Source organism: Flavobacterium branchiicola, from assembly GCF_018383905.1.
GTDB classification, from domain to species: Bacteria; Bacteroidota; Bacteroidia; order Flavobacteriales; family Flavobacteriaceae; genus Flavobacterium; species Flavobacterium branchiicola.
Genome location: NZ_JAGYWA010000004.1, coordinates 122827 through 145371 on the forward strand (window position 1 = coordinate 122827; position 22545 = coordinate 145371).

General features: G+C 34.5%; 16 protein-coding genes. 7 read left to right on the forward strand and 9 right to left on the reverse strand.

Going from position 1 to position 22545, the window contains the following annotated elements:
* Positions 1–136: 136 nt before the first annotated feature.
* On the forward strand, positions 137–2383 hold the full coding sequence (locus KHA98_RS10615) for a B12-binding domain-containing radical SAM protein (protein WP_213257905.1): 2247 nt from the start codon (positions 137–139) through the stop codon (positions 2381–2383).
* Between the two features lies 1 nt (position 2384).
* Here the strand turns inward: KHA98_RS10615 and KHA98_RS10620 are convergent, their stop codons facing one another.
* From KHA98_RS10620 to KHA98_RS10630, 3 genes are all read right to left on the reverse strand, one after another.
* Complete coding sequence (locus tag KHA98_RS10620; RefSeq protein ID WP_213257906.1) at positions 2385–3149, reverse strand: MBL fold metallo-hydrolase; 765 nt, start codon at positions 3147–3149, stop codon at positions 2385–2387.
* A 122-nt stretch (positions 3150–3271) separates the two neighbouring features.
* Complete coding sequence (locus KHA98_RS10625; RefSeq protein WP_213257907.1) at positions 3272–3958, reverse strand: response regulator transcription factor; 687 nt, start codon at positions 3956–3958, stop codon at positions 3272–3274.
* A complete protein-coding gene (locus KHA98_RS10630) occupies positions 3955–5220 on the reverse strand; it encodes a sensor histidine kinase (protein ID WP_213257908.1) in 1266 nt (421 codons plus the stop codon). Before KHA98_RS10630 ends, KHA98_RS10625 begins: the two co-directional genes overlap by 4 nt.
* Positions 5221–5385: 165 nt before the next feature.
* Between KHA98_RS10630 and KHA98_RS10635 the strand changes: the two genes are divergently transcribed.
* Positions 5386–5802: a DUF1573 domain-containing protein gene (locus KHA98_RS10635; RefSeq protein WP_213257909.1), complete on the forward strand. Its 417-nt coding sequence runs from the start codon at positions 5386–5388 to the stop codon at positions 5800–5802.
* Positions 5803–5948: 146 nt separating this feature from the next.
* Positions 5949–7526 carry a L,D-transpeptidase family protein gene (locus tag KHA98_RS10640; protein WP_213257910.1) on the forward strand — a complete coding sequence of 526 codons (1578 nt, stop codon included), beginning with the start codon at positions 5949–5951 and terminating at the stop codon, positions 7524–7526.
* Between the two features lie 224 nt (positions 7527–7750).
* Here the strand turns inward: KHA98_RS10640 and KHA98_RS10645 are convergent, their stop codons facing one another.
* Complete coding sequence (locus KHA98_RS10645; protein WP_213257911.1) at positions 7751–8260, reverse strand: C40 family peptidase; 510 nt, start codon at positions 8258–8260, stop codon at positions 7751–7753.
* Between the two features lie 218 nt (positions 8261–8478).
* Between KHA98_RS10645 and KHA98_RS10650 the strand changes: the two genes are divergently transcribed.
* The 4 genes from KHA98_RS10650 (at position 8479) to KHA98_RS10665 (ending at position 14976) form a co-directional block, all read left to right on the forward strand.
* Positions 8479–9579 carry an SGNH/GDSL hydrolase family protein gene (locus KHA98_RS10650; protein WP_213257912.1) on the forward strand — a complete coding sequence of 367 codons (1101 nt, stop codon included), beginning with the start codon at positions 8479–8481 and terminating at the stop codon, positions 9577–9579.
* Positions 9569–10948 (forward strand): sialate O-acetylesterase, encoded by a 1380-nt coding sequence (locus tag KHA98_RS10655; protein WP_213257913.1) that lies wholly within the window; start codon positions 9569–9571, stop codon positions 10946–10948. Before KHA98_RS10650 ends, KHA98_RS10655 begins: the two co-directional genes overlap by 11 nt.
* Before the next feature lie 337 nt (positions 10949–11285).
* A complete protein-coding gene (gene bglX, locus KHA98_RS10660; protein WP_213257914.1) occupies positions 11286–13601 on the forward strand; it encodes a beta-glucosidase BglX in 2316 nt (771 codons plus the stop codon).
* 418 nt (positions 13602–14019) lie between these two features.
* On the forward strand, positions 14020–14976 hold the full coding sequence (locus KHA98_RS10665; RefSeq protein ID WP_213257915.1) for an aldo/keto reductase: 957 nt from the start codon (positions 14020–14022) through the stop codon (positions 14974–14976).
* A 296-nt stretch (positions 14977–15272) separates the two neighbouring features.
* On the opposite strand, the gene KHA98_RS10670 is transcribed toward KHA98_RS10665, so the two are convergent.
* The 5 genes from KHA98_RS10670 to KHA98_RS10690 all read right to left on the reverse strand — a co-directional run bounded on the left by KHA98_RS10670 (position 15273) and on the right by KHA98_RS10690 (position 22543).
* Entirely contained in the window at positions 15273–17252 is a 1980-nt protein-coding gene (locus KHA98_RS10670; protein WP_213257916.1) for a glycoside hydrolase family 97 protein, read from the reverse strand.
* Positions 17253–17338: 86 nt separating this feature from the next.
* Positions 17339–18628, reverse strand: a complete 1290-nt coding sequence (locus KHA98_RS10675) for a glycoside hydrolase 5 family protein (protein ID WP_213257917.1) — start codon at positions 18626–18628, stop codon at positions 17339–17341.
* Between the two features lie 107 nt (positions 18629–18735).
* The gene (locus KHA98_RS10680) at positions 18736–19926 is read right to left on the reverse strand and encodes an AGE family epimerase/isomerase (RefSeq protein WP_213257918.1); all 1191 of its coding nucleotides are present in this window, start codon (positions 19924–19926) and stop codon (positions 18736–18738) included.
* Between the two features lie 6 nt (positions 19927–19932).
* A complete protein-coding gene (locus KHA98_RS10685; protein WP_213257919.1) occupies positions 19933–21123 on the reverse strand; it encodes a glycoside hydrolase family 130 protein in 1191 nt (396 codons plus the stop codon).
* A gap of 28 nt (positions 21124–21151) precedes the next feature.
* Entirely contained in the window at positions 21152–22543 is a 1392-nt protein-coding gene (locus tag KHA98_RS10690) for an MFS transporter (protein ID WP_213257920.1), read from the reverse strand.
* Between the last annotated feature and the right edge of the window lie 2 nt (positions 22544–22545).

Here is a 22545-nt window from a genome sequence, read left to right on the forward strand (position 1 = left end):
GTTTCTCGCAAATGTAATTAAATATCTACAAAGCAAAACCAAAATTTTAAGCATCAAACCATTCTAAAACCAGACTAAAATCTTTTCCTTAAAAAGTCCACAATAACCCGTATTTTTGCAAAAAAATAATTCCCTTTTGAAAACGAAACTTTTTGTAATTACACCTCCATTTACGCAACTGAATACACCGTATCCGGCAACGGCGTATATAAAAGGTTTTCTTAATACTAAAAATATAGAATCGGTTCAGGCCGATTTGGGGATTGATGTCATTTTGGAATTGTTTTCGAAAAAAGGACTTATCGATTTGTTTGAAGTTTGCTCCGCCAATTCGGCTTCCAGCCTCGGGTCAGGTTTCAGGTTTCAAGTTTTGAATGCCGAAATTTCAGATAATTCTAAAAGAATTTTTGCTTTGCAGGATGAATACATAAAAACGATTGATCCTGTAATTCAGTTTTTACAAGGGAAGAATCCAACATTGGCATTGCAGATTTGTCAGGAAGATTTTCTGCCCGAGGCTTCTCGTTTTGCACAATTAGAAGAACTCGACTGGGCTTTTGGAACAATGGGAACTCAGGATAAAGCAAAACATTTAGCGACTTTATATCTGGAGGATATCTCCGATTTTATTGTTGAATGTGTCGATGAAAATTTTGGCTTTAGCCGATATGCAGAACGTTTGGGACGAAGCGCCAATTCTTTTGATGAATTGTATGAAGCTTTACAGCAACAACCAACTTATATTGATTCGATTTTAATATCACTTTTAAAAGCTAAAATTGAAGTCATAAAACCTACTTTATTTTTAATTTCTGTTCCCTTTCCGGGGAATTTATACAGTGCATTTCGATGTGCGCAATGGGTAAAACAAAACCATCCTGAAATTAAAATCTCAATGGGTGGCGGTTTTCCAAATACAGAATTACGTTCGCTTTCGGATAAACGTGTTTTTGAATTCTTTGATTTTATAACTTTAGATGATGGAGAAGTTCCAATAGAGGAACTTGTTGATAATTTGTCATCCCGAGCGGAGTCGAGGGGCGAGAAGTTATATAAAAGAACTTTTTTATTGGAAAACGGCGAAGTCGTTTACAAAAACAATTCTCTGAAACACGATTATAAGCAAGCATATGTAGGAACTCCCGATTACTCAGATTTGCCTTTGGATAAATATATTTCGGTTATCGAAATTGTAAACCCAATGCACAGAATGTGGAGTGACGGGCGTTGGAATAAATTGACGATGGCACATGGTTGTTATTGGGGAAAATGTACTTTCTGTGATATTTCATTAGATTATATCAAAGTCTACGAACCCGTAGCGGCAAGTTTACTTTGTGACCGAATAGAAGAATTAATAGAGAAAACAGGACAAAACGGATTTCATTTTGTAGATGAAGCTGCACCGCCCGCTTTAATGCGCGCTTTGGCACTTGAAATCTTAAAACGAAAATTGGCTGTAACCTGGTGGACAAACATTCGATTTGAAAAAAGTTTTTCTAAAGATTTATGTCTTTTACTGAAAGCTTCTGGCTGTATTGCTGTTTCAGGTGGTTTAGAAGTAGCTTCAGATCGATTATTGAAATTAATAGACAAAGGTGTTACAGTTGAACAGGTAGCAAAAGTAACCCGAAATTTTACTGAAGCCGGAGTGATGGTTCATGCGTATTTAATGTACGGATATCCAACACAAACCATTCAGGAAACTATTGACAGTCTCGAAATGGTTCGCCAATTATTTGAGGCCGGAGTTTTACAATCAGGGTTTTGGCATCAATTTGCGCTTACGGCTCATAGTCCGGTTGGATTGTATCCGGAGAAATTTGGTGTTACCAAGAAAACAGAAGTTATTGGAACTTTTGCCAATAATGATATTGAATATAGCGATTCGACAGGAATCAATCACGATAAATTTAGTTTCGGATTAAAGAAGTCGCTTTTTAATTTTATGCACGGAATTTGTTTTGATTACGAATTACAAGATTGGTTCGATTTTAAAATTCCGAAAACAAAAATTCATCCCGATTTTATTTTTGATGCGTTGCAGGAACAAAATGATTTCAATACAAAACCAAATGCGAAAGTGGTCTGGCTTGGCGGAAAACCTTCGACAGAGGTTTTTATAAAATCAAAAAAAGGCAGAAGCTGGGAAATGATGTCTTTGACTTTTCATGATAAAAAAGAAAGCTTTAGTGTTCAAACCAGCAAAGACGAAGGCGAATGGCTGCAATCGATTTTGAGCAATATTTCGGTTTCTGGAGTTAAAAATTACACTTTTCAGGAAGTGAAAAATGATTTCGAAACTTCACTGGAGGATTTCGAATTGTTTTGGTATTCAAAGCCGGTAAATACTTTACGTGAATTTGGTTTATTAGTTTTATAAACTAATATTCAACCGCAGATCCATCATTTGGAATCGCAGTTTTAGATAAAAGGTCATTTTCTAAAAGAGCTTTTTTTAATTCTTCCCTAGTGGTCGGACAATGATTTAAAGCTTCGAGGTGATTGGCAAAAACTTTTCCCGGGGCAAGCGCAGTAAATTTCAAAATGTCATTCATTCGCATTAATAAAGGTTGTCCAAAATCTAATCTTGCTGTACCGCAGGCCACAGTTGCAATATCTGGTTTGAGTTCGATTAATGCTTTTTGAACGTCATCTGTAAAAATAGTATCAGAACTAATGTAAACAGATTTTTCATTGGCAAGTTCGATATAAAATCCCATTACATTACCCATTAATTTTGCAACAAAACCATAACCGTGAAGAGCCGGAATTCCAATAATTTTTCCGTCAAGAAAGGGTTGTGGTTCCCAGTAATTAATAGTCTGAACAATATTTAAACCTCTCTTTGAAAGTTCTTTTTCATCTTTTGTACTGCAAATAACGGCGATGCTTTTTCGTCTTAAAAAAACTTCTCCTGCTTTGTCGATATGATCCGGATGTAAATGTGTAATTAAGCAATGTGTTACTTTACTTAAAATTTCTCTGCTGTTTTTGGGTAAAGCGACAAGCGGATTTCTTTTAGGTTTGTAACGAAAAATTGTAAAAGGAGGAATCGTTTTTCTTTTTCCTAACATCGGATCAACTAAAATTACATGCTGATCTGTTTCAATTACTAAGGTAGCATTTCGCAAATGATGTATTTTCATATCAGACTAAATTAGAACTTAAAAATACAAAGATTTTCTAAAATGCATTTACAGATTTTTCTTTATTTTTAACAGAATTGTTAATATTTGAGATTTCAGTTGTATTAGAAAATAGGATGTTATTATTCAACAGAAAACCGAAACCCAATTCCGTGTAAATTTTCAATTGAAATGCCTTTTTCGTTTGTTAAAATCTTACGAAGACGAGAAATAAAAACATCAAGACTTCTTCCCATAAAATAGTCATCTGTTCCCCAAAGTGCGGTTAAAATTTGTTCTCTTTTTAAAACTAAATTTTTATTGTCAAGGAAAAGTTTTAGCAGTTCAGCTTCGCGTTGGGTTAGTCCAATTTTTTCGTCGGTATTAAAAAGGATGAAATTTTTAGTATCAAATTGATATTTTCCGATTTCATAAACTGATTTTTCGACTTTATTATTTTTTTGAGAACGTTTCAGGAAAACTTCAATTTTCAGCATTAACTCTTCAATACTAAAAGGTTTCACCAAATAATCGTCGGCACCTAAACGCAAGCCTTTAATACGGTCTTCCTTTAATGTTTTTGCCGAAAGAAAAATAATTGGAATATCGGTATCCAGTTTTCTAATTTCTGATGCTAAATCAAAACCGTCCATTTTGGGCATCATAATATCAAATATACAGATATCAAAACTCTCTTTTTTAAAAGTTTCCAGCCCCATCTGTCCGTCGCAACAATGTACAACCTCATAATTGTTTTGTTCCAGATTGTCTTTAGTCAAAAAGGCTAAAGTTTCATCATCTTCGGTATAAAGTATCTTGAATTGTTTCATTTTTTGTAAGGAATTGACAAAGTTACAGTAATGCCGCTTTCAGGATTATTTTCAGCTTTTATTTTCCAGTTTTGTAGTGTACAAATTTCTTTTACATAATACAAACCAAGTCCAAAACCATTTACTTCATTACTTTTTTCGTTTTGAACGCGATAAAACTTATCAAAGATAAAAGATATTTTCTTAGGAGTAATTCCGATTCCGTTATCAATAAATTCTAATTTCAAACAATTGTTTGCTTCTGTGAATTTAATAGTAATTTCTGGTTTTTTGTTACAGTATTTCACCGCATTGTCCAGTAAATTGTAAACCAAATTAGCAAAATGAAACCCATCCGTTTCCAGTAAATATTCATTCGAAGAAGTTTCAATTTTTATAGAAGCTTCAGGATATTTTAATTTAATATTAGAGACCGCTTCTTCAATTATCGGAATAATCAAAATATTCTCCTTTTTGAGTTCTAAAGGCGTGTATTCTGATTTCGCAATATTTAGAATTTTCTCAATATGGCTGTTTAGCTTATTACTTTGATTGATAATAATATCGGTATAAGTAAAAAGTTTTTTGTCTTCTTTTATCGGGTTCTGCTCAATCAAATATTTTGAAGCAATGAGAATAGAAGACAATGGTGTTTTAAATTCATGCGTCATATTATTAATGAAATCACGCTGTAATTCTGAATATTTTTTATGTTGTAATAAAGTAAAAATCGAATAAACGTAAATTAGTAAAATCAGAATCAAAGCAGTCGAAAGTATGAACCAAAAACGCATTGAACTGAATAAATAAGTCGTTTCATTTGGAAAACGAACGGCGAAATAATAAACCAGATTTTTATGTTTAGGGAAATAAACGGTTTTTTTGCATTCTGCTTTTTTCTTCGAAAGGGAAATGTAGTCACCGTAAATCATTTCATCGCTTTGACAATTGTACATCGCGTATTCGAAATCTGTGGTAATATTCACTTTTTTGAATTCCGTTTGGAGATAAAATTCTAAAATATCGGGTTCAAATTCATTATCAACATTTACAATATAATAGTCGTTTGCAATCTTCTGAACCGGATTTTGCACCGGAAGTTCATGATTCGTTCCTTCATACAATTTTTTTGCTACTTCAAGTAAAGCGATATGAGCTTTTTGACTCAGTTTTTTTTGTTCTAAAGTAAAAGCTTCTTTAGTCCACAGTAATTGCGCTACCAGAATACTAATTATGGCTAATAATCCTAAAAGGATAATACTATTGAGTTTATTGATTTTCAAGAAAAAGGCATTTTAAAAGTGTAATATTAAGCATTTTTAAGGCTAAAATAAGCGATTAACAAGTCATTAACAAACGTTTGAAACCGGTTAACAGTGATTTGATTTTGTCTGAATTACCTTTGTAATATCAAAATTGAACTATAAACCATTTTAAATATATCCGTTATGAAAATGATCAAAATTTCTATGTTAGCTTTGGCTTTAGGCCTAATGTCTTTTTCTGCAATTGCTCCGGTTCAATCGTTAGCTTCAGAAAATAAAACTTCAGAAACTACCGCTTCAACAGTTGTCTGGAAAGCAGAAACAATTGATGTAGGACAAATTCCTCAGGGAACTCCAAAAGCAATTGTTTATGAATTTAAAAATACAGGAAAAACAGCTGTAGTTATTACAAACGTTCAGGGATCTTGTGGTTGTACAGCTACAGATTACACAAAAGAGCCAATTTTACCTGGTAAATCAGCAAAAGTTACTGCAACTTATAATGCAGCAAACAAAGGTGCTTTTACAAAAACAGTTACTGTTACAACAAGTGCCGAAACTGCTCCAAAAGTGCTTACTTTAAAAGGAACAGTTATCTAAAAGAATTTTAATAGGTTGGTTATATCGTGAAAGCTCCAAATAGGTTATATATTTGGAGCTTTTTTTTGTTCATTTTCCCCTGTTATTATTTTTTGGAATTCATTTTTTTTAAGCAAAAAAATCCTATTTTTATTAAAAATATTATTATGAAAATCTGGTATCCATTCATTGCCATTGTACTTTTTTTAGCCGTAGTTTCATGTAACTCTAAAGCAGATAAGAAAGAAGAAAATCAGACTAAAGTAAAAGCCGAAATACCGGAACTTAAACTTACGATAGACAGCACAAAAATTATTGCTTTTTATACGGCATATCCAAAACTGGCAAAATTTCAGGAGGAGGTTTTGGCTTTATACAAAAAGAATAAATCGACACAGTTATGGCAGGATAATAAAGGAGTGGATGAATTTGCACACACTTTGTTTAATAAATATAAAGGTTTAGAGGAAGAAGGCTTAAAGGCTAATTATCCTTATAAAGAACTAAATACTGTATTTGAAAATAATGCTGATAATAAGTTGTCAAAAGAAGATACAGACTTAATGATTTCGAATCTGTTTTTTTATTATGCGGATAAAGTTTATGCAGGTTTTGATGAGAAAACTACCCGATCTCTGGAGTGGCTTTTGCCGCGTAAAAAGCTAAACTATCAAGTTTTAACCGATTCTATTTTTAAGAAATCAACGATAAGTGATGACCATAAAAGCAAAATGTTTAGTCAGTATTATAAACTGAGAGACGTTTTGAAAAAATACAGAGAAATTGAAAAAAAAGGTGGTTGGAAAAGAATTGAAATTGGAGACACTTATAAAAGTTTAAAAATAGGTGATTCATCACAAGTTATTACTCAAATTAGAGAAAGGCTTTTTATCACCGGAAATCTTAAAGAAGATTCCAAAAGTGCCATTTGCGATTCGGTTTTAATGAAAGCGATGAAGAATTATGAAGTACGTCATGGTTATACACCAAAGAACACCATTTTATTAGAACACATTGATGATTTGAATATTCCGGTATCAGAGAGAATCAAAACCATTATTGTTAATATGGAGCGCTGTCGATGGATTGATCCTGAATTGGAGAAAGGTCAGAAATATATTGAAGTTAATATTCCGGAATTTAAATTGTATTTAATTGAAGATGGAAAAATTGCTTTTACATCGGCTGTTGTGGTGGGAAAAGCAATGACTAAAACCGTTATTTTTAGCGGAATGATGAATAATATTGTTTTTAGCCCTTATTGGAATGTTCCTACAAGTATTATCAATAAAGAGATTAAACCCGGAATGGCTAAGAATAAAAATTACTTAGCACAGAAAAATCTGGAATGGAATAATGGTGCTGTTCGTCAGCTTCCGGGGAAAAATAATTCTTTGGGTTTAGTGAAGTTCTTGTTTCCAAACTCAAGCAATATTTATTTGCATGATACACCTTCAAAAAGTTTGTTTGAAAGAGAAAGCAGAGCATTTAGCCACGGTTGTGTGCGTGTAGCAAAACCACGCGAATTGGCAATTGAATTATTAAAAGTAGATCCAAGCTGGACACCTGCCAGAATTGATAAGGCAATGCATGCCGGAAAAGAAAGCTGGTATACGCTTAAGAAAAAAGTTCCAGTTTATATTGGCTATTTTACTGCCTGGGTAGATCGAAACGGAGAATTGAATTTCTATAAAGATATCTACGACAGAGACGAAAGTTTGATTAAACTCTTAACAGAAGAATAAAGAATTAAATTTCAATTTTTAAATTCCAAATTCCAATCGGGAAACCTCGGAATAAATTCCAAAATTGATTTTAAGTTTTAAATAGCCACGACTCGAGCGATACCGAATTGGCGAAGCAATTGCACGAATTTCCAAGAATTGCAATTTTTAATTTGTGATAATTTGTGCAATTTGTGGTTAAAAAATAAATTAGTGAAGATTCGTGCAATTCGTGGCAAAAAAACTTATTCTGATAAAACATCAATACATTTATAAAAGCGTTTGGTATAATGTTCTGTATCAAGCGCTGTAATGGTAACTTGTTGCGCTTTTCCGGAAGAAGCGTGAATAAACTTTGATTGCATTCCGTTGGCTTCGCAGATAATACCAACATGTCCTACAACGTTTCTGTTTTTATATCCGTAGAAAACTAAAATATCTCCAACCTTAAATTCTTCAGGTTTTAAAGCTTTTCCTAAATTTTTATAACCGCTGGAACTTCTAGGTAATGTTAATCCTGAATTACTGAAAACATAACTCACAAAACCCGAACAATCAAATCCTTTTTTTGGGTTGCTGCTGGCATATAGATAAGGTGTTCCTAAATATTTTTTAGCGTAATTGATAATCGAATCACGATTGATTTCAGTTTGGATTTTAATAGTTTGAACTAAAGTTTTTTCTTCACTCTTTTTTATATTGAAAGATGAAAATAAAATAATGACGAATAGAAAAATAAAAAAACGTGACTTCATTTTGTTTTATAAAAGTGTTGAATTGATAAAGAAAAGCTGCAATTTAAGCATTCTAAAAAGAATACTATTTGTTGTACTTGTAAGAATTAACGTTGTTTAGTTTAGAACTGATGTGTTTATGTGGTGTTTTTTTATTGCTTTTTGACATTTTAGTATCTTTTTAGCTATTCTCTTTCCAATATATTTGTGAATCGTATTTATGTTTTAACAAATAAATTATGTTTCTTAAAAAAATTGCACTTTTAATTTTGGTTTTGCTGATTTCGACAATTTCGAACTCACAAAGTTTAAATTCAGACAAAACTTTCTTGTATCAAGGTCGAGTAGAAAAACTTCAGAATGATAATGTCATTTTGATTGGCACAGCATCATCTGTCTCTTTCAATTTTACAGGAAATGAATGTTCAATTTCGCTTCAAAGTGTAGATTCTTATGAGCATCATAATTATGTTTCCTTAGTTTTAGATGGGAAATATATTGGGAAAATCAGAATTGAAAAAGGAGCAATTCAATCTTTTCCAATTAAAGTTACTTCAAACAAAAAAGAACATACACTAGAAGTTTATAAAAATACCGAAGCGCATACCGGAGGTATTTTATTTGCAGGAACAACGGCAAAACTCACTTCAATAGCATTCAAAAAGAAAAAGAAAATTGAATTTATAGGCGATTCAATTACCTGTGGTGCGGCAAGCGATGGCTCCGATATTCCGTGTGATAAAGGAGAATATATGGATCATCATAATAGTTATTATGCCTATGGTTCAACACTTTCCAGAGCAATTGGTGTAGACTATCTGGTAAGTTCAGTTTCGGGAATTGGAATGTACAGAAACTGGAATGATGAAAATAAAGAGGAAGCCATAATGCCGGATGTGTACCAAAATTTATATCTGACAAAAGACAATTCGAAATCTAAATATGATTTTGCTTTTCAGCCTGATATTATCAGTATTGCTTTAGGAACAAATGATTTTTCTGGTGGAGACGGTAAAAAAGAGCGTCTTCCTTTTAATGTAGAAAAATATGTTTCGAATTACATCAATTTTGTAAAAATGCTTTACGAACACAACCCGAAAGTACAGATTGTAATTACCAATAGTCCAATGGTTGGTGGAGAAAGAGCTGTAGTTTTTGAAGATTGTCTGAATAAAGTTAAAAACGCTTTCGCGAATGATAAAATGCACAAACCCATTTTGATTTTCAAATTCAAACCAATGACTCCACATGGTTGTCTGGGACATCCTGATGTTGCAGATCAAAAAGTGATGGCAAATGAATATGGTCCTTTTTTAAAAAAGCTGATAAATGAAAAATAATATATTTAAGTTTGCTTTCTTTCTGTTGATTTCCACTACTATGATGGCAAACGTCTCTCTTCCGAATATTTTTAGTGACAATATGGTCTTGCAGCGCAATACCGAAGTGAAAATTTGGGGTTGGGGAAATCCAAAAGAAGAAATTAAACTGGTTTCGAGCTGGAACAATCAGGAATATAAAACTGTTGCCAGCAATCAGGCAATGTGGGAAATTATAATTAAAACTCCCGAAGCCGGCGGACCTTTTACAATTTCTATAAAAGGCTATAATGAAGTGGTTTTAAAAAATATTCTGATTGGCGAAGTCTGGCTTTGTTCAGGACAATCAAATATGGAAATGTCGGCAAGTTGGGGAATTGACAACGGAGAAGAGGAAATGAAGAATGCAACAAATCCTAACATTCGTTTTTTTACTGTTCCGAAATTAACTGCTACAAATCCGCAGAATAATTTATTGGGAAACTGGGTAGAATCGACTCCGGAAACCATGAAATATTTTAGTGCGATTGGTTACTTCTTTGCCAAACGTCTTCGCGAAGATTTGAAAAATGTTCCGATTGGTTTAATTTCTTCAAACTGGGGCGGAACTCCTGCAGAAATCTGGATACCGGAAGAAGTGGTAAACAACGATCCTGTTTTATTAGAAAATGCCAAAAAACTCAACGAACAAGAATACGGACCAAGACAACCTGGGCGCGCATATAATGCCATGATTTATCCAATTGTTGGTTATAAAATTGCAGGAACGCTTTGGTATCAAGGCGAATCGAATGTGGGGTCGTTGGTTTATGATAAAACGTTGGGAGCATTAATAACTTCCTGGAGAAAAGAATGGAAAGATGATTTTCCGTTTTATTATGTTCAGATTGCGCCTTATAAAACAGGAAGCAATAATTTTTCGAATGTAACGGTTCGAAATTCACAACGAAAACTTTTAAATGAAATCTCAAAAACCGGAATGGTTTTAACTTCAGATATTTCAGACACAATTGATATTCATCCAAAGAATAAAAAATCGGTTGGGATTCGTTTGGCTAATTTAGCTTTAGCCAATACTTACAAAACCAATTCTAATTTGGTAAACGGCCCACTTTACAAAGACTTTAAAACAGAAAATAACAAAGCCGTAGTTTCATTTGATTACGCTGATGGATTACATTTTACGAATAAATCTGCGAATCAATTTGAAATTGCCGGTGCCGATGGGGTTTTCTATTCCGCCGAGGCATTGATAAAAAACAATCAAATTATTTTAACGAGCAAAAAAGTTCCTAAACCTGAGAAAGTAAGATTTGCGTGGGGAAATACAACACAGCCTGATTTGTTTAATAAAGCAAATTTGCCGGCTTCTTGTTTTATGACGGAGTAGAATAATGGGCCACAGATTTTACGGATTGAACGGATTAGCAATGATTTTTGCTTTTATTATCGTGTAGGACGAAGGATCGCACTAGAAACTTGACAAAGGTTGGCGACAAAAATTGTGGAGCTACTCGTGAAGATTCCTCGTTCCTCGGAATAGCATTATGGTAAAAAACTAAAAGTTCTCATCAACCCGTTTGCGTGAGGGATAGAGGCGGTATCCTTTTATGAAGCGATAGCGAAATAAAAGATATAGCCGAAAGCCCGACCCGCCGCGGCGGGACACGCCCAAAATAAACTTAGTAGCACAGAACCTTAGCACCTCAGGACCTAAAAAACAACCCATGAAAAATAAAAAAATACTAATTATTGGAGTTTTTACTCTGTTTACCGTTGGAAATATGAATGCACAAAAAAAGCCGTATCTGGATAAAAATAAAACTATTGAACAACGTATCGACTTGCTTTTACCTTTGATGACTTTGGAAGAAAAAGTGGGACAAATGAATCAATATAATGGTTTTTGGGATGTTACAGGACCAGCGCCAAAAGGTGGAACGGCGGAATTAAAATACGAACATTTAAGAAAAGGATTGGTCGGATCGATGCTGACGGTTCGCGGAGTGAAAGAAGTTCGTGCGGTACAGAAAATTGCAGTTGAAGAAACGCGATTAGGAATTCCGTTGATTATTGGTTTTGACGTAATACATGGTTATAAAACGTTAAGCCCGATTCCGTTGGCTGAAGCAGCAAGTTGGGATTTGGAAGCGATTAAAAAATCGGCGGCAATTGCGGCTGATGAAGCTTCTGCATCTGGAATTAACTGGACTTTTGGACCAAATGTAGATGTTGCCAATGATGCCCGCTGGGGACGTGTGATGGAAGGTGCAGGAGAAGATCCTTATTTAGGAAGTAAAATAGGTTACGCACGTGTAAAAGGTTTTCAGGGAGAAACGGTTGCCGATTTAGCTAAAGTAAATACCATTGCGGCCTGTGCAAAACACTTTGCAGCGTATGGTTACGTAGAAGCTGGTTTGGAATATAATATTGTAGACATAAGTAATTCTAAATTATATAACTCGGTTTTGCCTCCTTTTGAAGCTACGGTAGAAGCGGGAGTACGTACGTTTATGAATTCGTTTAATACTTTGAATGGTGTTCCGGCAACAGGAAATGTCTTTTTACAAAGGGATATTTTAAAAGGAAAATGGAAGTTTGATGGATTTGTAATTTCAGATTATGCTTCAATTCGTGAAATGATTGCACACGGTTATGCAAAAGATGAGGCTGATGCAACGGCAAAAGCGGTTATTGCAGGTTCTGATATGGATATGGAATCGTATTTGTATGTTGCAAAATTGGTTGATTTGGTAAAAGCTGGAAAAGTAAAAGAAGCTTTGGTTGATGATGCGGTTCGCCGAATTCTGCGTGTGAAATTTGAATTAGGATTATTTGATGATCCGTACAGATATTGCGATGAAAAACGCGAAAAAGAAGTGGTAGGAAGTAAAGCCAATAATGATGGTGTTTTGGATATGGCGAAGAAATCTATTGTTTTATTAAAAAATGCTTGTCCGACGGGGCGGAAAGAGAATTTGCTTCCGCTAAAAAAATCCGGACAGAAAATTGCTTTAATTGGCGCTTTAGCAAATGATAAAAATAGTCCATTGGGAAGCTGGAGAATTGCTGCGGATGATAATACAGCAGTCTCAGTTTTAGAAGGAATGCAGCAATACAAAGACAATCAATTGGTTTTTGAAAAAGGTGTTGATTTACTAAAACAAAAAGCAACTTTCTTAACGGAAACGGTTTTTAATACAACAGATAAAAGCGGATTTGAAGCAGCAAAAACAGCCGCAAAAGATGCTGATGTTGTCGTAATGGTTTTAGGAGAATACGGTTTCCAAAGTGGTGAGGGAAGAAGCAGAACTGATTTGAATTTGCCTGGTTTACAACAGGAATTGTTAGAAGAAATCTACAAAGTAAATCCGAATGTGGTTTTAGTTTTAAATAATGGTCGTCCGTTGAGTATTCCGTGGGCTGCTGAAAATGTTCCTGCAATTGTTGAGGCGTGGCAGTTAGGAACTCAAACGGGAAATGCTGTTGCGCAGGTTTTATACGGAGATTATAATCCGAGTGGTAAATTGCCAATGTCGTTTCCTAGAAATGTTGGACAGGTTCCTATTTATTATAATAAATACAGCACAGGAAGACCAATTGACAGCGATAAAAATGTTTTTTGGTCACATTATATGGATGTGGAAAAAACGCCTCAATTTCCGTTTGGTTTTGGATTGAGTTACACCACTTTCGATTATAAAAACTTAAAACTGAATAAAACATCTTTTGCAAAAGGGGAAAAAGTTGAGGTTAGCGTTGCCGTAACAAACTCTGGGAATTACGATGGAAAAGAGGTTGTACAATTGTACATTCATGATGAATACGCGAGTATTGTACGTCCAATTAAGGAATTGAAAGGTTTTGAATTGGTAAACTTGAAAAAAGGAGAAACTAAAACTGTCACGTTTGCTTTAACCGATAAAGAACTTGGTTTTTATGATAATGAAGGAAAGTATTTAGTTGAACCGGGAACTTTTAAAATAATGGTTGGAGGAAGTTCTGAAAAAGGTTTAGAAAGTGGTTTTGAAATAAATTTCTAAGGGACAAAGCTGCAAAGGGACAAAGGTTCAAAGTTTTTAATCTCGCAAAGACGCGAAGTCGCAAAGTTTCGGGAGCAAAGTTTTTTGAATAGCCCCTAGCTTTAGCTGGGGGATAAAATTTGAATTTGAAAAGGCTTTAGCCAAACTAGCGCTAGTTTGGCTAAAGCCCTTTTAAATCTGTCTATTTTTACATCCAGCTAAAGCTGGACGCAATTCAAACTTAAATATTTTAAAAATTAAATTTTCCGTCTTCGCGACTTTGTGAGATTAAATGACAACAGGAATAATTCTCTCTCGCTCCCGATAGCTATCTGGATAGGAAATCCACAAGATTTTTTTATCTCCTGAATCTGCCAAATCTGCGGGAGTTTTTTGTATTTTTAAAATCTATTAAAACTCCAACTTTTAAATTAAAATAATGAAATATAACAGATGTGGAAGAAGCGGTTTATTACTGCCTGAAATTTCCTTAGGATTGTGGCATAATTTCGGATCGGTAGATAATTTTGAAAATGCAGAAAGTATTGCTGTCGAAGCTTTCGATAAAGGGATTACTCATTATGACCTTGCGAATAATTATGGACCTGTTCCGGGTTCTGCAGAAACTAATTTTGGAAAAATTTTATGGCATAATTTTCAGGGAAATCTTCGTGATGAAATTATTATTTCAACAAAAGCCGGCTACACAATGTGGGATGGTCCTTATGGAGACTGGGGTTCAAGAAAATATCTATTATCAAGTTTAGACCAAAGTTTAAAGAGAATGAAGGTCGATTATGTTGATATTTTTTATTCGCATCGTCCGGATCCTGAAACTCCAATTGAAGAAACGATGATGGCTTTAGACTACGCAGTGAGAAGCGGAAAAGCGTTGTATGTCGGAATCAGTAATTATTCTGCAGAACAGACTCGTGTTGCAGTTGATGTTTTGAAACAATTAGGAACGCCATGTTTGATTCATCAGGCAAAATATTCGATGTTGGAACGTTGGGTTGAAAACGGACTTTTAGATGTTTTGGAGGAAAAAGGAGTAGGCTGTATTGCGTTTTCGCCTTTGGCGCAAGGACTTTTAACGGATAAATACTTAAACGGAATTCCTGAAAATTCAAGAGCTCATAATCCGAACGGGCATTTGAAAGAAGATGAGGTTACGCAGGAGCGCATTCAGAAATTGATTCAACTGAATGAAATTGCTCAAAATAGAAATCAGTCTTTGGCGCAAATGGCTTTGGCCTGGCTGCAAAAAGATAAACGAATTACTTCGGTTTTGATTGGTGCAAGTTCGGTAAAACAATTATGTAATAATATTGATTGTTTGCAGAATACGGAGTTTTCGCATGACGAACTGAATGCGATTGAGAAGATATTAGCATGATGTTTTGAAAATGAAAAATACAATTAGTAAGATATAAATTGATATTCCGGAGGAATATTTCGTTGGTAGAAAAAAAATATTGTTATCCATTGTGTCCTGTAGGGACACTTGTTTTTGCGTAAATAATATAGATTGCTCATCAATCAAACGTTCCTAACGGAACGTAAAATTACAATTCATATTTAATTTTTGCTACCGACGAGACATTCCTACGGAATGAAATTAACAAATGAAAAATATCCCGAAGCGTCGGCATAAAACCTGTCGGGTTTGAAATATATAGAATATCGTTTTTTTTATTTAATAATCATCGCCAATCCTCCACCGCTTGCCAACTTATATTTCAATTTAGTTGTAGAATCAACGGTAATAATTTCTTTTTTATAATCTACAGCTGCTTTATCTGCATTTACACCATCGGAGAAAATCTCGGCTTGGTATTTTTTGCCTTTTTCAAGGAAAGAAAAATCAACTGTAATATCTCTGGAATCCCAATTTGTAATGGTTCCTAAATACCAGATATTATCTTTCTTACGGGCAATTGAAACGAATTTTCCAACTTCACCATCTAAAGCGACAGTTTCATCAAAAGTGGTTGGAACTTTAGCAATAAAATCAGTGCTTTCCTGTTCCTTAATAAAAGCGGTCGGACTATCTGCCATCATTTGTAAAGGTGCTTCAAAAATGGTGTAAAGCGCCAATTGATGACATCTTGTTCCCTGACTCATTGGGTTGGAATGACTTGGTTTGAATTCGCTTTTGGTTGCATTTCGCATTGCGCCCGGAGTATAATCCATCGGGCCAGCCATCATTCTGATAAACGGAATTGTAGTATCGTACAAAGGAACATCATCATTCGGTGTCCATTTATTATTTTCTAAACCTTTTACGCCTTCAAAATTTAAAATATTTGGAAATACTCTCTGAATTCCGGTTGGTTTGTAAATACCGTGAAAATCTAAAACTAATTTATAATTTGCCGCTTTTTGAGCAATATCATATACCGAATTTACCATTTTAGCATCGTCACGATCTAAGAAATCAACTTTAAAACCTTTGATTCCTAAGCTGGCATAATTCTTCAATATTCCATCTGTGTTTTTGGTCAAAGCCATCCACGAGCTCCAAAGAATAATCCCGACATTTCGTTCTTTTCCGTAGGCGATTAAAGCTTCCAAATCAACATTTGGATTATGTTTCATAATGTCTTCTTCCAGACTCCAGCCTTCATCCAAAACCACATATTCTACTTTATTTTTAGAAGCAAAATCAATGTAATATTTATACGTCTGGGTATTGATTCCGGCTTTAAAATCTATATTATAAATGTTCCAGTCGTTCCACCAATCCCAGGCCACTTTTCCGGGTTTAATCCACGAAATATCTTTTATTTTTGAAGGTTCGGATAATTTCTGAACCATATCATTATTCGCTAAAGCGGCATCATTTTCAGAAATCACAATTGCTCTCCACGGAAAAGTTCGAGTTCCTTTTGTTTTAACCAAATAATCTGCCCTTTCGGTAATTAAACGGTTGATATTGTTAAATCCGCCGTTGGTTTCTTTTAAAGGATATTTAGAAAAACGAGATTCAAAACCCGATTTATCTTTGTTATTCGTTACAAATAAACCTGGATAATCTTCGAGATTGGCTTCCAGGAAAACCGCTTTTTTATGGTTTTTGTAATCAATTAAAAACGGAAGAAATGCTAAAGTATCTTTTGCAAATTCACTAATTTTTTTGTTTTCATAATGTGCTTCAAAAGAAGAAATATAAGGATCTTTAGGGTTTCTTAAATCTCTTACATACGGCATTAAAGTATTGTAATCTTGATCAAAATTTAAAACTACTTCTTCCGATTTTACTGTAATATCCTTTTTCTTTCTGGTAATAAAACGATACGCAGCGCCATCATCAAAGACACGATATTCAATACTGAAATCATTTTTGAAGTTTAAAGTCAGTTGATTGTAATGGTTATGAACGGATTTCTTTTTGTAAAGTGGCGTTTCAAATGAAGTATTTAGACTTTCTTTTTTTGAATTTAAAACAACTGGATTTTTTCCTAAAACCTGAATTTCATCCAAAGTTAATGACATTTCAGATGGAGCTACAATCAAATCTTTTTCATGAGAAATGGTCCATGAAATTTTATCATTTACAGTAATCTTAACTTCAATTTTTCCGTTTGGAGAATTTACCGTGAAGTCTTGTTTCTTCTGTGAAAAAGAAAGATTTAAGAATAATAAGCAAAAAAGGATAAAGGTGTTTTTCATGCTGTTTTTTTTAAACCATATAAGTGATATAAGTTTAATTTAGACAAAGTTTAAAGCAAACTTTTATACCACTTATATGGTGAAAATTATTTTTTCTTCAATTCTAAATTGTATTTTTTTACAATTTCCAAAGTTGATTTATCGCCATTAAAAACCGAATTTAATCCTTGTGGTTCCTGTGGCGGATCTGTGGTAAGCGGTTCTCCGGGACTCCATTTTCCGGATTCATTTACCGCTTTTCCTTCGCCTCCATAACCCCAGAAATTTGCCGCTTGTAACGGACCTCCATTTTTATGGCTTTCTACAACTCTGTTAAAAATATAGCTGTAGAACTTGTCTCTGTAAATAGAGGAGGCTCCAGCATTTAAGTTCTCATTTTCTCTTGGTAAACCAAATTCTTCAATAATAATGGGTCTTTTTAGATTATTGGCCACTTTAATATGATCGTCAATATATTTTCCGGCATTTTCTATTGTTGTAGGCATTGTAGCTTCACCCTTATCTGCTTTGAACCAATTCCAGTTTTTAGGCCAAATGTGCATTGTCAAATAATCAATATTGGGATTTTGATGTGTTCTTTCAAAAATTTCCATACTGTCGTTTGAACTGTTTTTTCCTTCAGAACCTGTAGAAACCAAATGATTTTTATCTAAACTGTCAATCAAATCAACAATAGTATTTAGCCATTTAGTAAATTTAATTTCATTTTCAGGAGTAAAAGTTCTTGGTTCATTTCCAACTTGCCAGGCCATAATGGTGTTGTCTTCGTTGTATTTCTTTTTAGAATACGTATTTGTTCTTCCAATAATAAATTTCACATGATTATTTAATGCTTCCATGCAAGGCTCACAACTATGAAATTGCTCTGTATACGACATAAATTGGGGCCACGTGTTAGGTGGAATATTCGGAACCGGAACTGCACCTTTGCCATTCCATTCCAGATATTGAGACATTCCGCCAGACCATTCCCAGTTATTGGTCAGATATAAAACGGCATACATTTTACGTTTGCTCATTTCGGCGATTAAAAAATCTAAACCGTCCAATAAATCTTCATCGTATTTTCCTTGCTGATATTGAAGCGCAGGACGAACAGTAAAATCGTATTTTCCTCCATCTCCACCAACCAGAATTCGTAAATTATCGATTCCGTTTTTTTTCAGGAAATCAAGTTCGCGAAGCAGTCTTTTTCTATCACCAACTTTTTTAGAAGCCAATAAACTTCCGTACCAATAATTCGTACCAATATAACTATAAGGTTTGTCGCCTTTGTAGAATTGAGTGCCTTTTACAGTAATTTTTTCTTGTGCCTGACAAGCAATTGTCGTGAAAATTAAGGCTAAAGAAAGGCTTTTAAAAAGTCTGTTTTTCATAATTTATTATTAAGGAGCTAATCCTGCTATCCGCTGTATCTTTTGTCTCGTTCGAAAAACGAGACAAAAGGATGCCGCTTCTATCAGGGCTAGGGCTTTACGTTATTTTAGGTAGTAATTCGATTTATAAGTTCCAGACATGCTCGGCTATTATGATACGGGCATTTCCAAAATCCGGCTTTATCTTTTTGGATTAGTGAATTATCTTGGTGTATTCCCCAAAACCATTCTCCGTTTTGTTGGTCTAAAATGTGTGTTTTTATAAAGTCCCAGTTTTTCAGTACAATGGACAAGTATTTTTCATCTCCTGTTAATTGATAGGCGTTATAAAAACCAATTAAGGCTTCTGCCTGAACCCACCAGTGTTTTTCGGCAACCAGTTCGTTTTTCTCAGGATCGAATTCGTACCATAATCCTCCATCATTATCTAAACCTTCCTGAGTAACTTCTGCCATTTGAATGGCGTGTTTTTTATATCGGGAAATTAAATTATAATCTTCTGAAATTTCAGCACATTGTAATAATAACCACGCTGCCTCGATATCGTGACCGTATGAAATAACATCAGGCTTTTCGATCCAGTTTTCATCAAAAAACAAACGTAAATGCCCCGTTTCGGTATTGATAAAATGCTCGTCTATGGTTTCCAGCAATTCGATAATATCTTTTTGAAGCGCTTTGTCTTTCCAGACTTTAAATAGATTTGCATAGGCTTCAACAATATGCAAATGGGTATTCATGGTCTTTTTTTCGTTGGCATCTTTATCGCTTAAACGCAAGTCTTCAATAGGTTGCCAGGTGCGTGTGAGCGCTTCAAAATAACCTTTGTTTTCAGAATCGTAACTGTGTTCCTGAATTTTTAAATATAAATTAATGGCTATTTCTAAAGCTTTCTCCTCTTTAGAAATAGCATAATATTCAGATAATCCATAAATGGCAAAAGCTAAAGCATAGATTTGATTTTTGGTGTCTTTTGGTGTTTTATCGACATTGATACTCCAAAATAAACCTCCAAATTCAGAATCATAAAAATATTCTGAAAGAAAAAGAAAAGCTCTTTCTGCCAATTTTTTATGTTCTTCGTTTTTTGTAACCTGATAACTGGCTGAAAACGACCATAAAATTCGGGCATTCAAAACGGCACCTTTTTCGGTATTGGCAATAATATGATCGTTAAAATCAATTTGACCAATAAAACCACCATTTTGGGTATCTATAGTATGTTTTGACCAATATTTTAAAATAGAGTCAAGTTCAGCTGATAATTCAGTTTTAAGTTGCTTTAGTTTTGTTGACACGTTGAATTATATAGTATTATTTTTTTCAATTTGACTTATGATTGTTTCTACAGAACCTGCTGAAATAAAAGTATCTGCGGGTGCATTTGTAACGTAATCAACCAGTTTTGCTACAGAGGAAACAGCAACATGCATTCTTGTATCTGATGATGCGTAGTATACATAAACAGTTCCATCGGCATCTTCAATCCATCCGTTAGAAAACAATACGTTCGATACATCACCAACTCTTTCAATTCCTTCAGGGCCCATAAAATGTCCTGCAGGAACGTGAGTAACTTTTGTAATATCATTTAAATCGGTCATGAACATGTACAAAGTGTAGCGTAAACCTGCTGCAGTATTACGAACTCCGTGTGCAAGATGCAACCAGCCTTTTTCTGTTTTAATAGGAGCAGGACCAAGACCGTTTTTCAATTCATAAATAGTATGGTATTGTTTCCCGAAAATGATTTTCTCCTCTTTTACAATCGGATTCGTCATATCTTCTACATAACCCAAACCAATTCCGCCACCAGCTCCAACATCGATAAATCCGTCTTGCGGGCGTGTATATAAAGCGTATTTTCCGTTTACAAATTCAGGATGTAAAACCACATTACGTTGTTGTCCGGTATTTGAAATCAAATCAGGAAGTCTTTCCCAATTTACTAAATCTTTAGAACGTACAATTCCTGCATTGGCTACAGCCGAACTTGTATCACCTTTTGGCGCCTTTGGATCTTTTCTTTCCGTACAAAAAATACCGTAAACCCAGCCATCTTCGTGATTAATTAAACGCATGTCGTATACGTTTGTATCTGGTTCTTCGGTTTGTGGAATCACGCATGGTTTTTCCCAGAATTTAAAATTATCCACACCGTTTGGACTTTCTGCAATTGCAAAAAACGATTTTCTGTCAATTCCCTCAACACGTACAGCAAGAAGATATTTGCCGTTCCATTTCATTGCTCCTGCATTAAAAGCAGCGTTCATTCCGATTCTTTCTTGTAAAAAAGGATTTGTTTTTTCGTTTAAATCAAAACGCCAGTTTAATGGTACGTGTGCTGCAGTAACGACCGGGTTTTTATAGCGTTGGTATATACCGTTTCCGGCATTTTCCTGGGGAGCATTTTTTTGCTCGATCAGATTTTTATGTTCGTTTTCTAATGCTACTTTTCTATCTTGAAATGTAGTTGAAGTGGCTATTGTTGTCATATTAGTCGATTTCTGTATCTGTGTAATTTTATTTTATTTGATCTCTTTTTTCGTTTAAATCTTGTTCTATTGTTTGAAGTTTTTCTTCAGATAATGGATAGAATACTATAAAGGCTACTGATATTAAAGCTGCAATTGCAGGCAGTATGCTTAACATTAACTGAATTCCGTTTTGGGCAACTGCGGTTTGTTCTACATTAGCCTGAAAGCCATAATATCCTAATAACCATCCTGCTCCGGCGCCACCAATAGTCCATCCAAATTTTTGTGACATTGAAGATGCAGAGAAAACTAATCCTGTAGCTCTTCTGCCTTGTTTCCATTCCGAATAATCGGCACTGTCGGCATACATGGACCAGATTAATGGGAAAATGCAACCGGCGCAAATACTAATAAGAAGCTGAAAAGTCATAATTAAAAGAATGTCCTGTTTTCCGAAGAAATAGAAAATCAAACTTAAAATTGCCGCTAAAGCCATTGCGCCCAGAAAAGTTTTCTTTTTACCAATTTTGTTTGCAATTGGTGTTGCGATAATTACTCCGATAATGTTTGCAGCCTGACCCAATACCAGATAAATAGAAGTTGGCGTCATGTGAAATTCAGTTCCAAAAAGCGAGAAATCAAAATTGATACTGCTGCTTACATAATATTTAAAATAATAAACTGCTGCGCCATCACGAATAGAGTTGAAAACTAAAGCACCAATTCCGGCACCAAGTAAGATCCACCATGGTCTGTTTTTCCATAAATCGTTTAGATCTTCTTTTAAGTTAGATTGCTCATTTTCGATGGGTTTAACTCTTTCTTTGGTGAAGAAAAAACATCCCCAGAAAAAAGCGGTTGTAATAACTCCAAAAACAGATATTGTAGCCAACCATCCGGTTTTAGAATTTAAGCTTCCGCCGAAATAGTTTACTAAAGGTTCGATTAACCAAAGAGCCAAAAGACTTCCTCCAAAAGCAAAAACCATTCGATATGAAGATAAAGTGGTTCTTTCTTTTCTGTCAGAAGACATTACGCCTAATAACGATGCATACGGAACGTTGATTAAGGAATAAATCATCATCATTAAGGAATAGGTGACATAGGCATAAATTATTTTTCCTTTTTCATCAAAATCCGGTGTGTAAAAAGTTAAAACTCCGATTACGGCAAACGGTATTGCAACCCATAATAAATAGGGTCTGAATTTTCCCCATTTGCTTTTGGTTCTGTCAGCAATGATTCCAACAATTGGATCAAAACAAGAATCCCAGATTCGGGTAATTAAAAACATGGTTCCTACGACAGCAGGCGCTAATCCGAAAACATCGGTATAGAAAAATAATAGATACATGCTGAAAATTTTCCAAAACATAGAAGATGCAGCGTCTCCAAGACCGTAACCTACTTTTTCTTTTAAACTAATTTTGTCGTGCATTG

Bases quoted from the DNA above. Each gene is read 5' to 3' on its own strand.
- KHA98_RS10625 (WP_213257907.1), bottom strand. From the start codon at position 3,958: ATGAAACAATTCAAGATACTTTATACCGAAGATGATGAAACTTTAGCC.
- KHA98_RS10685 (WP_213257919.1), bottom strand. From the start codon at position 21,123: ATGACAACAATAGCCACTTCAACTACATTTCAAGATAGAAAAGTAGCA.
- KHA98_RS10670 (WP_213257916.1), bottom strand. From the start codon at position 17,252: ATGAAAAACACCTTTATCCTTTTTTGCTTATTATTCTTAAATCTTTCT.
- KHA98_RS10620 (WP_213257906.1), bottom strand. From the start codon at position 3,149: ATGAAAATACATCATTTGCGAAATGCTACCTTAGTAATTGAAACAGAT.
- KHA98_RS10675 (WP_213257917.1), bottom strand. From the start codon at position 18,628: ATGAAAAACAGACTTTTTAAAAGCCTTTCTTTAGCCTTAATTTTCACG.
- KHA98_RS10655 (WP_213257913.1), top strand. From the start codon at position 9,569: ATGAAAAATAATATATTTAAGTTTGCTTTCTTTCTGTTGATTTCCACT.
- KHA98_RS10690 (WP_213257920.1), bottom strand. From the start codon at position 22,543: ATGCACGACAAAATTAGTTTAAAAGAAAAAGTAGGTTACGGTCTTGGA.
- KHA98_RS10650 (WP_213257912.1), top strand. From the start codon at position 8,479: ATGTTTCTTAAAAAAATTGCACTTTTAATTTTGGTTTTGCTGATTTCG.
- KHA98_RS10665 (WP_213257915.1), top strand. From the start codon at position 14,020: ATGAAATATAACAGATGTGGAAGAAGCGGTTTATTACTGCCTGAAATT.
- KHA98_RS10635 (WP_213257909.1), top strand. From the start codon at position 5,386: ATGAAAATGATCAAAATTTCTATGTTAGCTTTGGCTTTAGGCCTAATG.
- bglX (WP_213257914.1), top strand. From the start codon at position 11,286: ATGAAAAATAAAAAAATACTAATTATTGGAGTTTTTACTCTGTTTACC.
- KHA98_RS10640 (WP_213257910.1), top strand. From the start codon at position 5,949: ATGAAAATCTGGTATCCATTCATTGCCATTGTACTTTTTTTAGCCGTA.
- KHA98_RS10645 (WP_213257911.1), bottom strand. From the start codon at position 8,260: ATGAAGTCACGTTTTTTTATTTTTCTATTCGTCATTATTTTATTTTCA.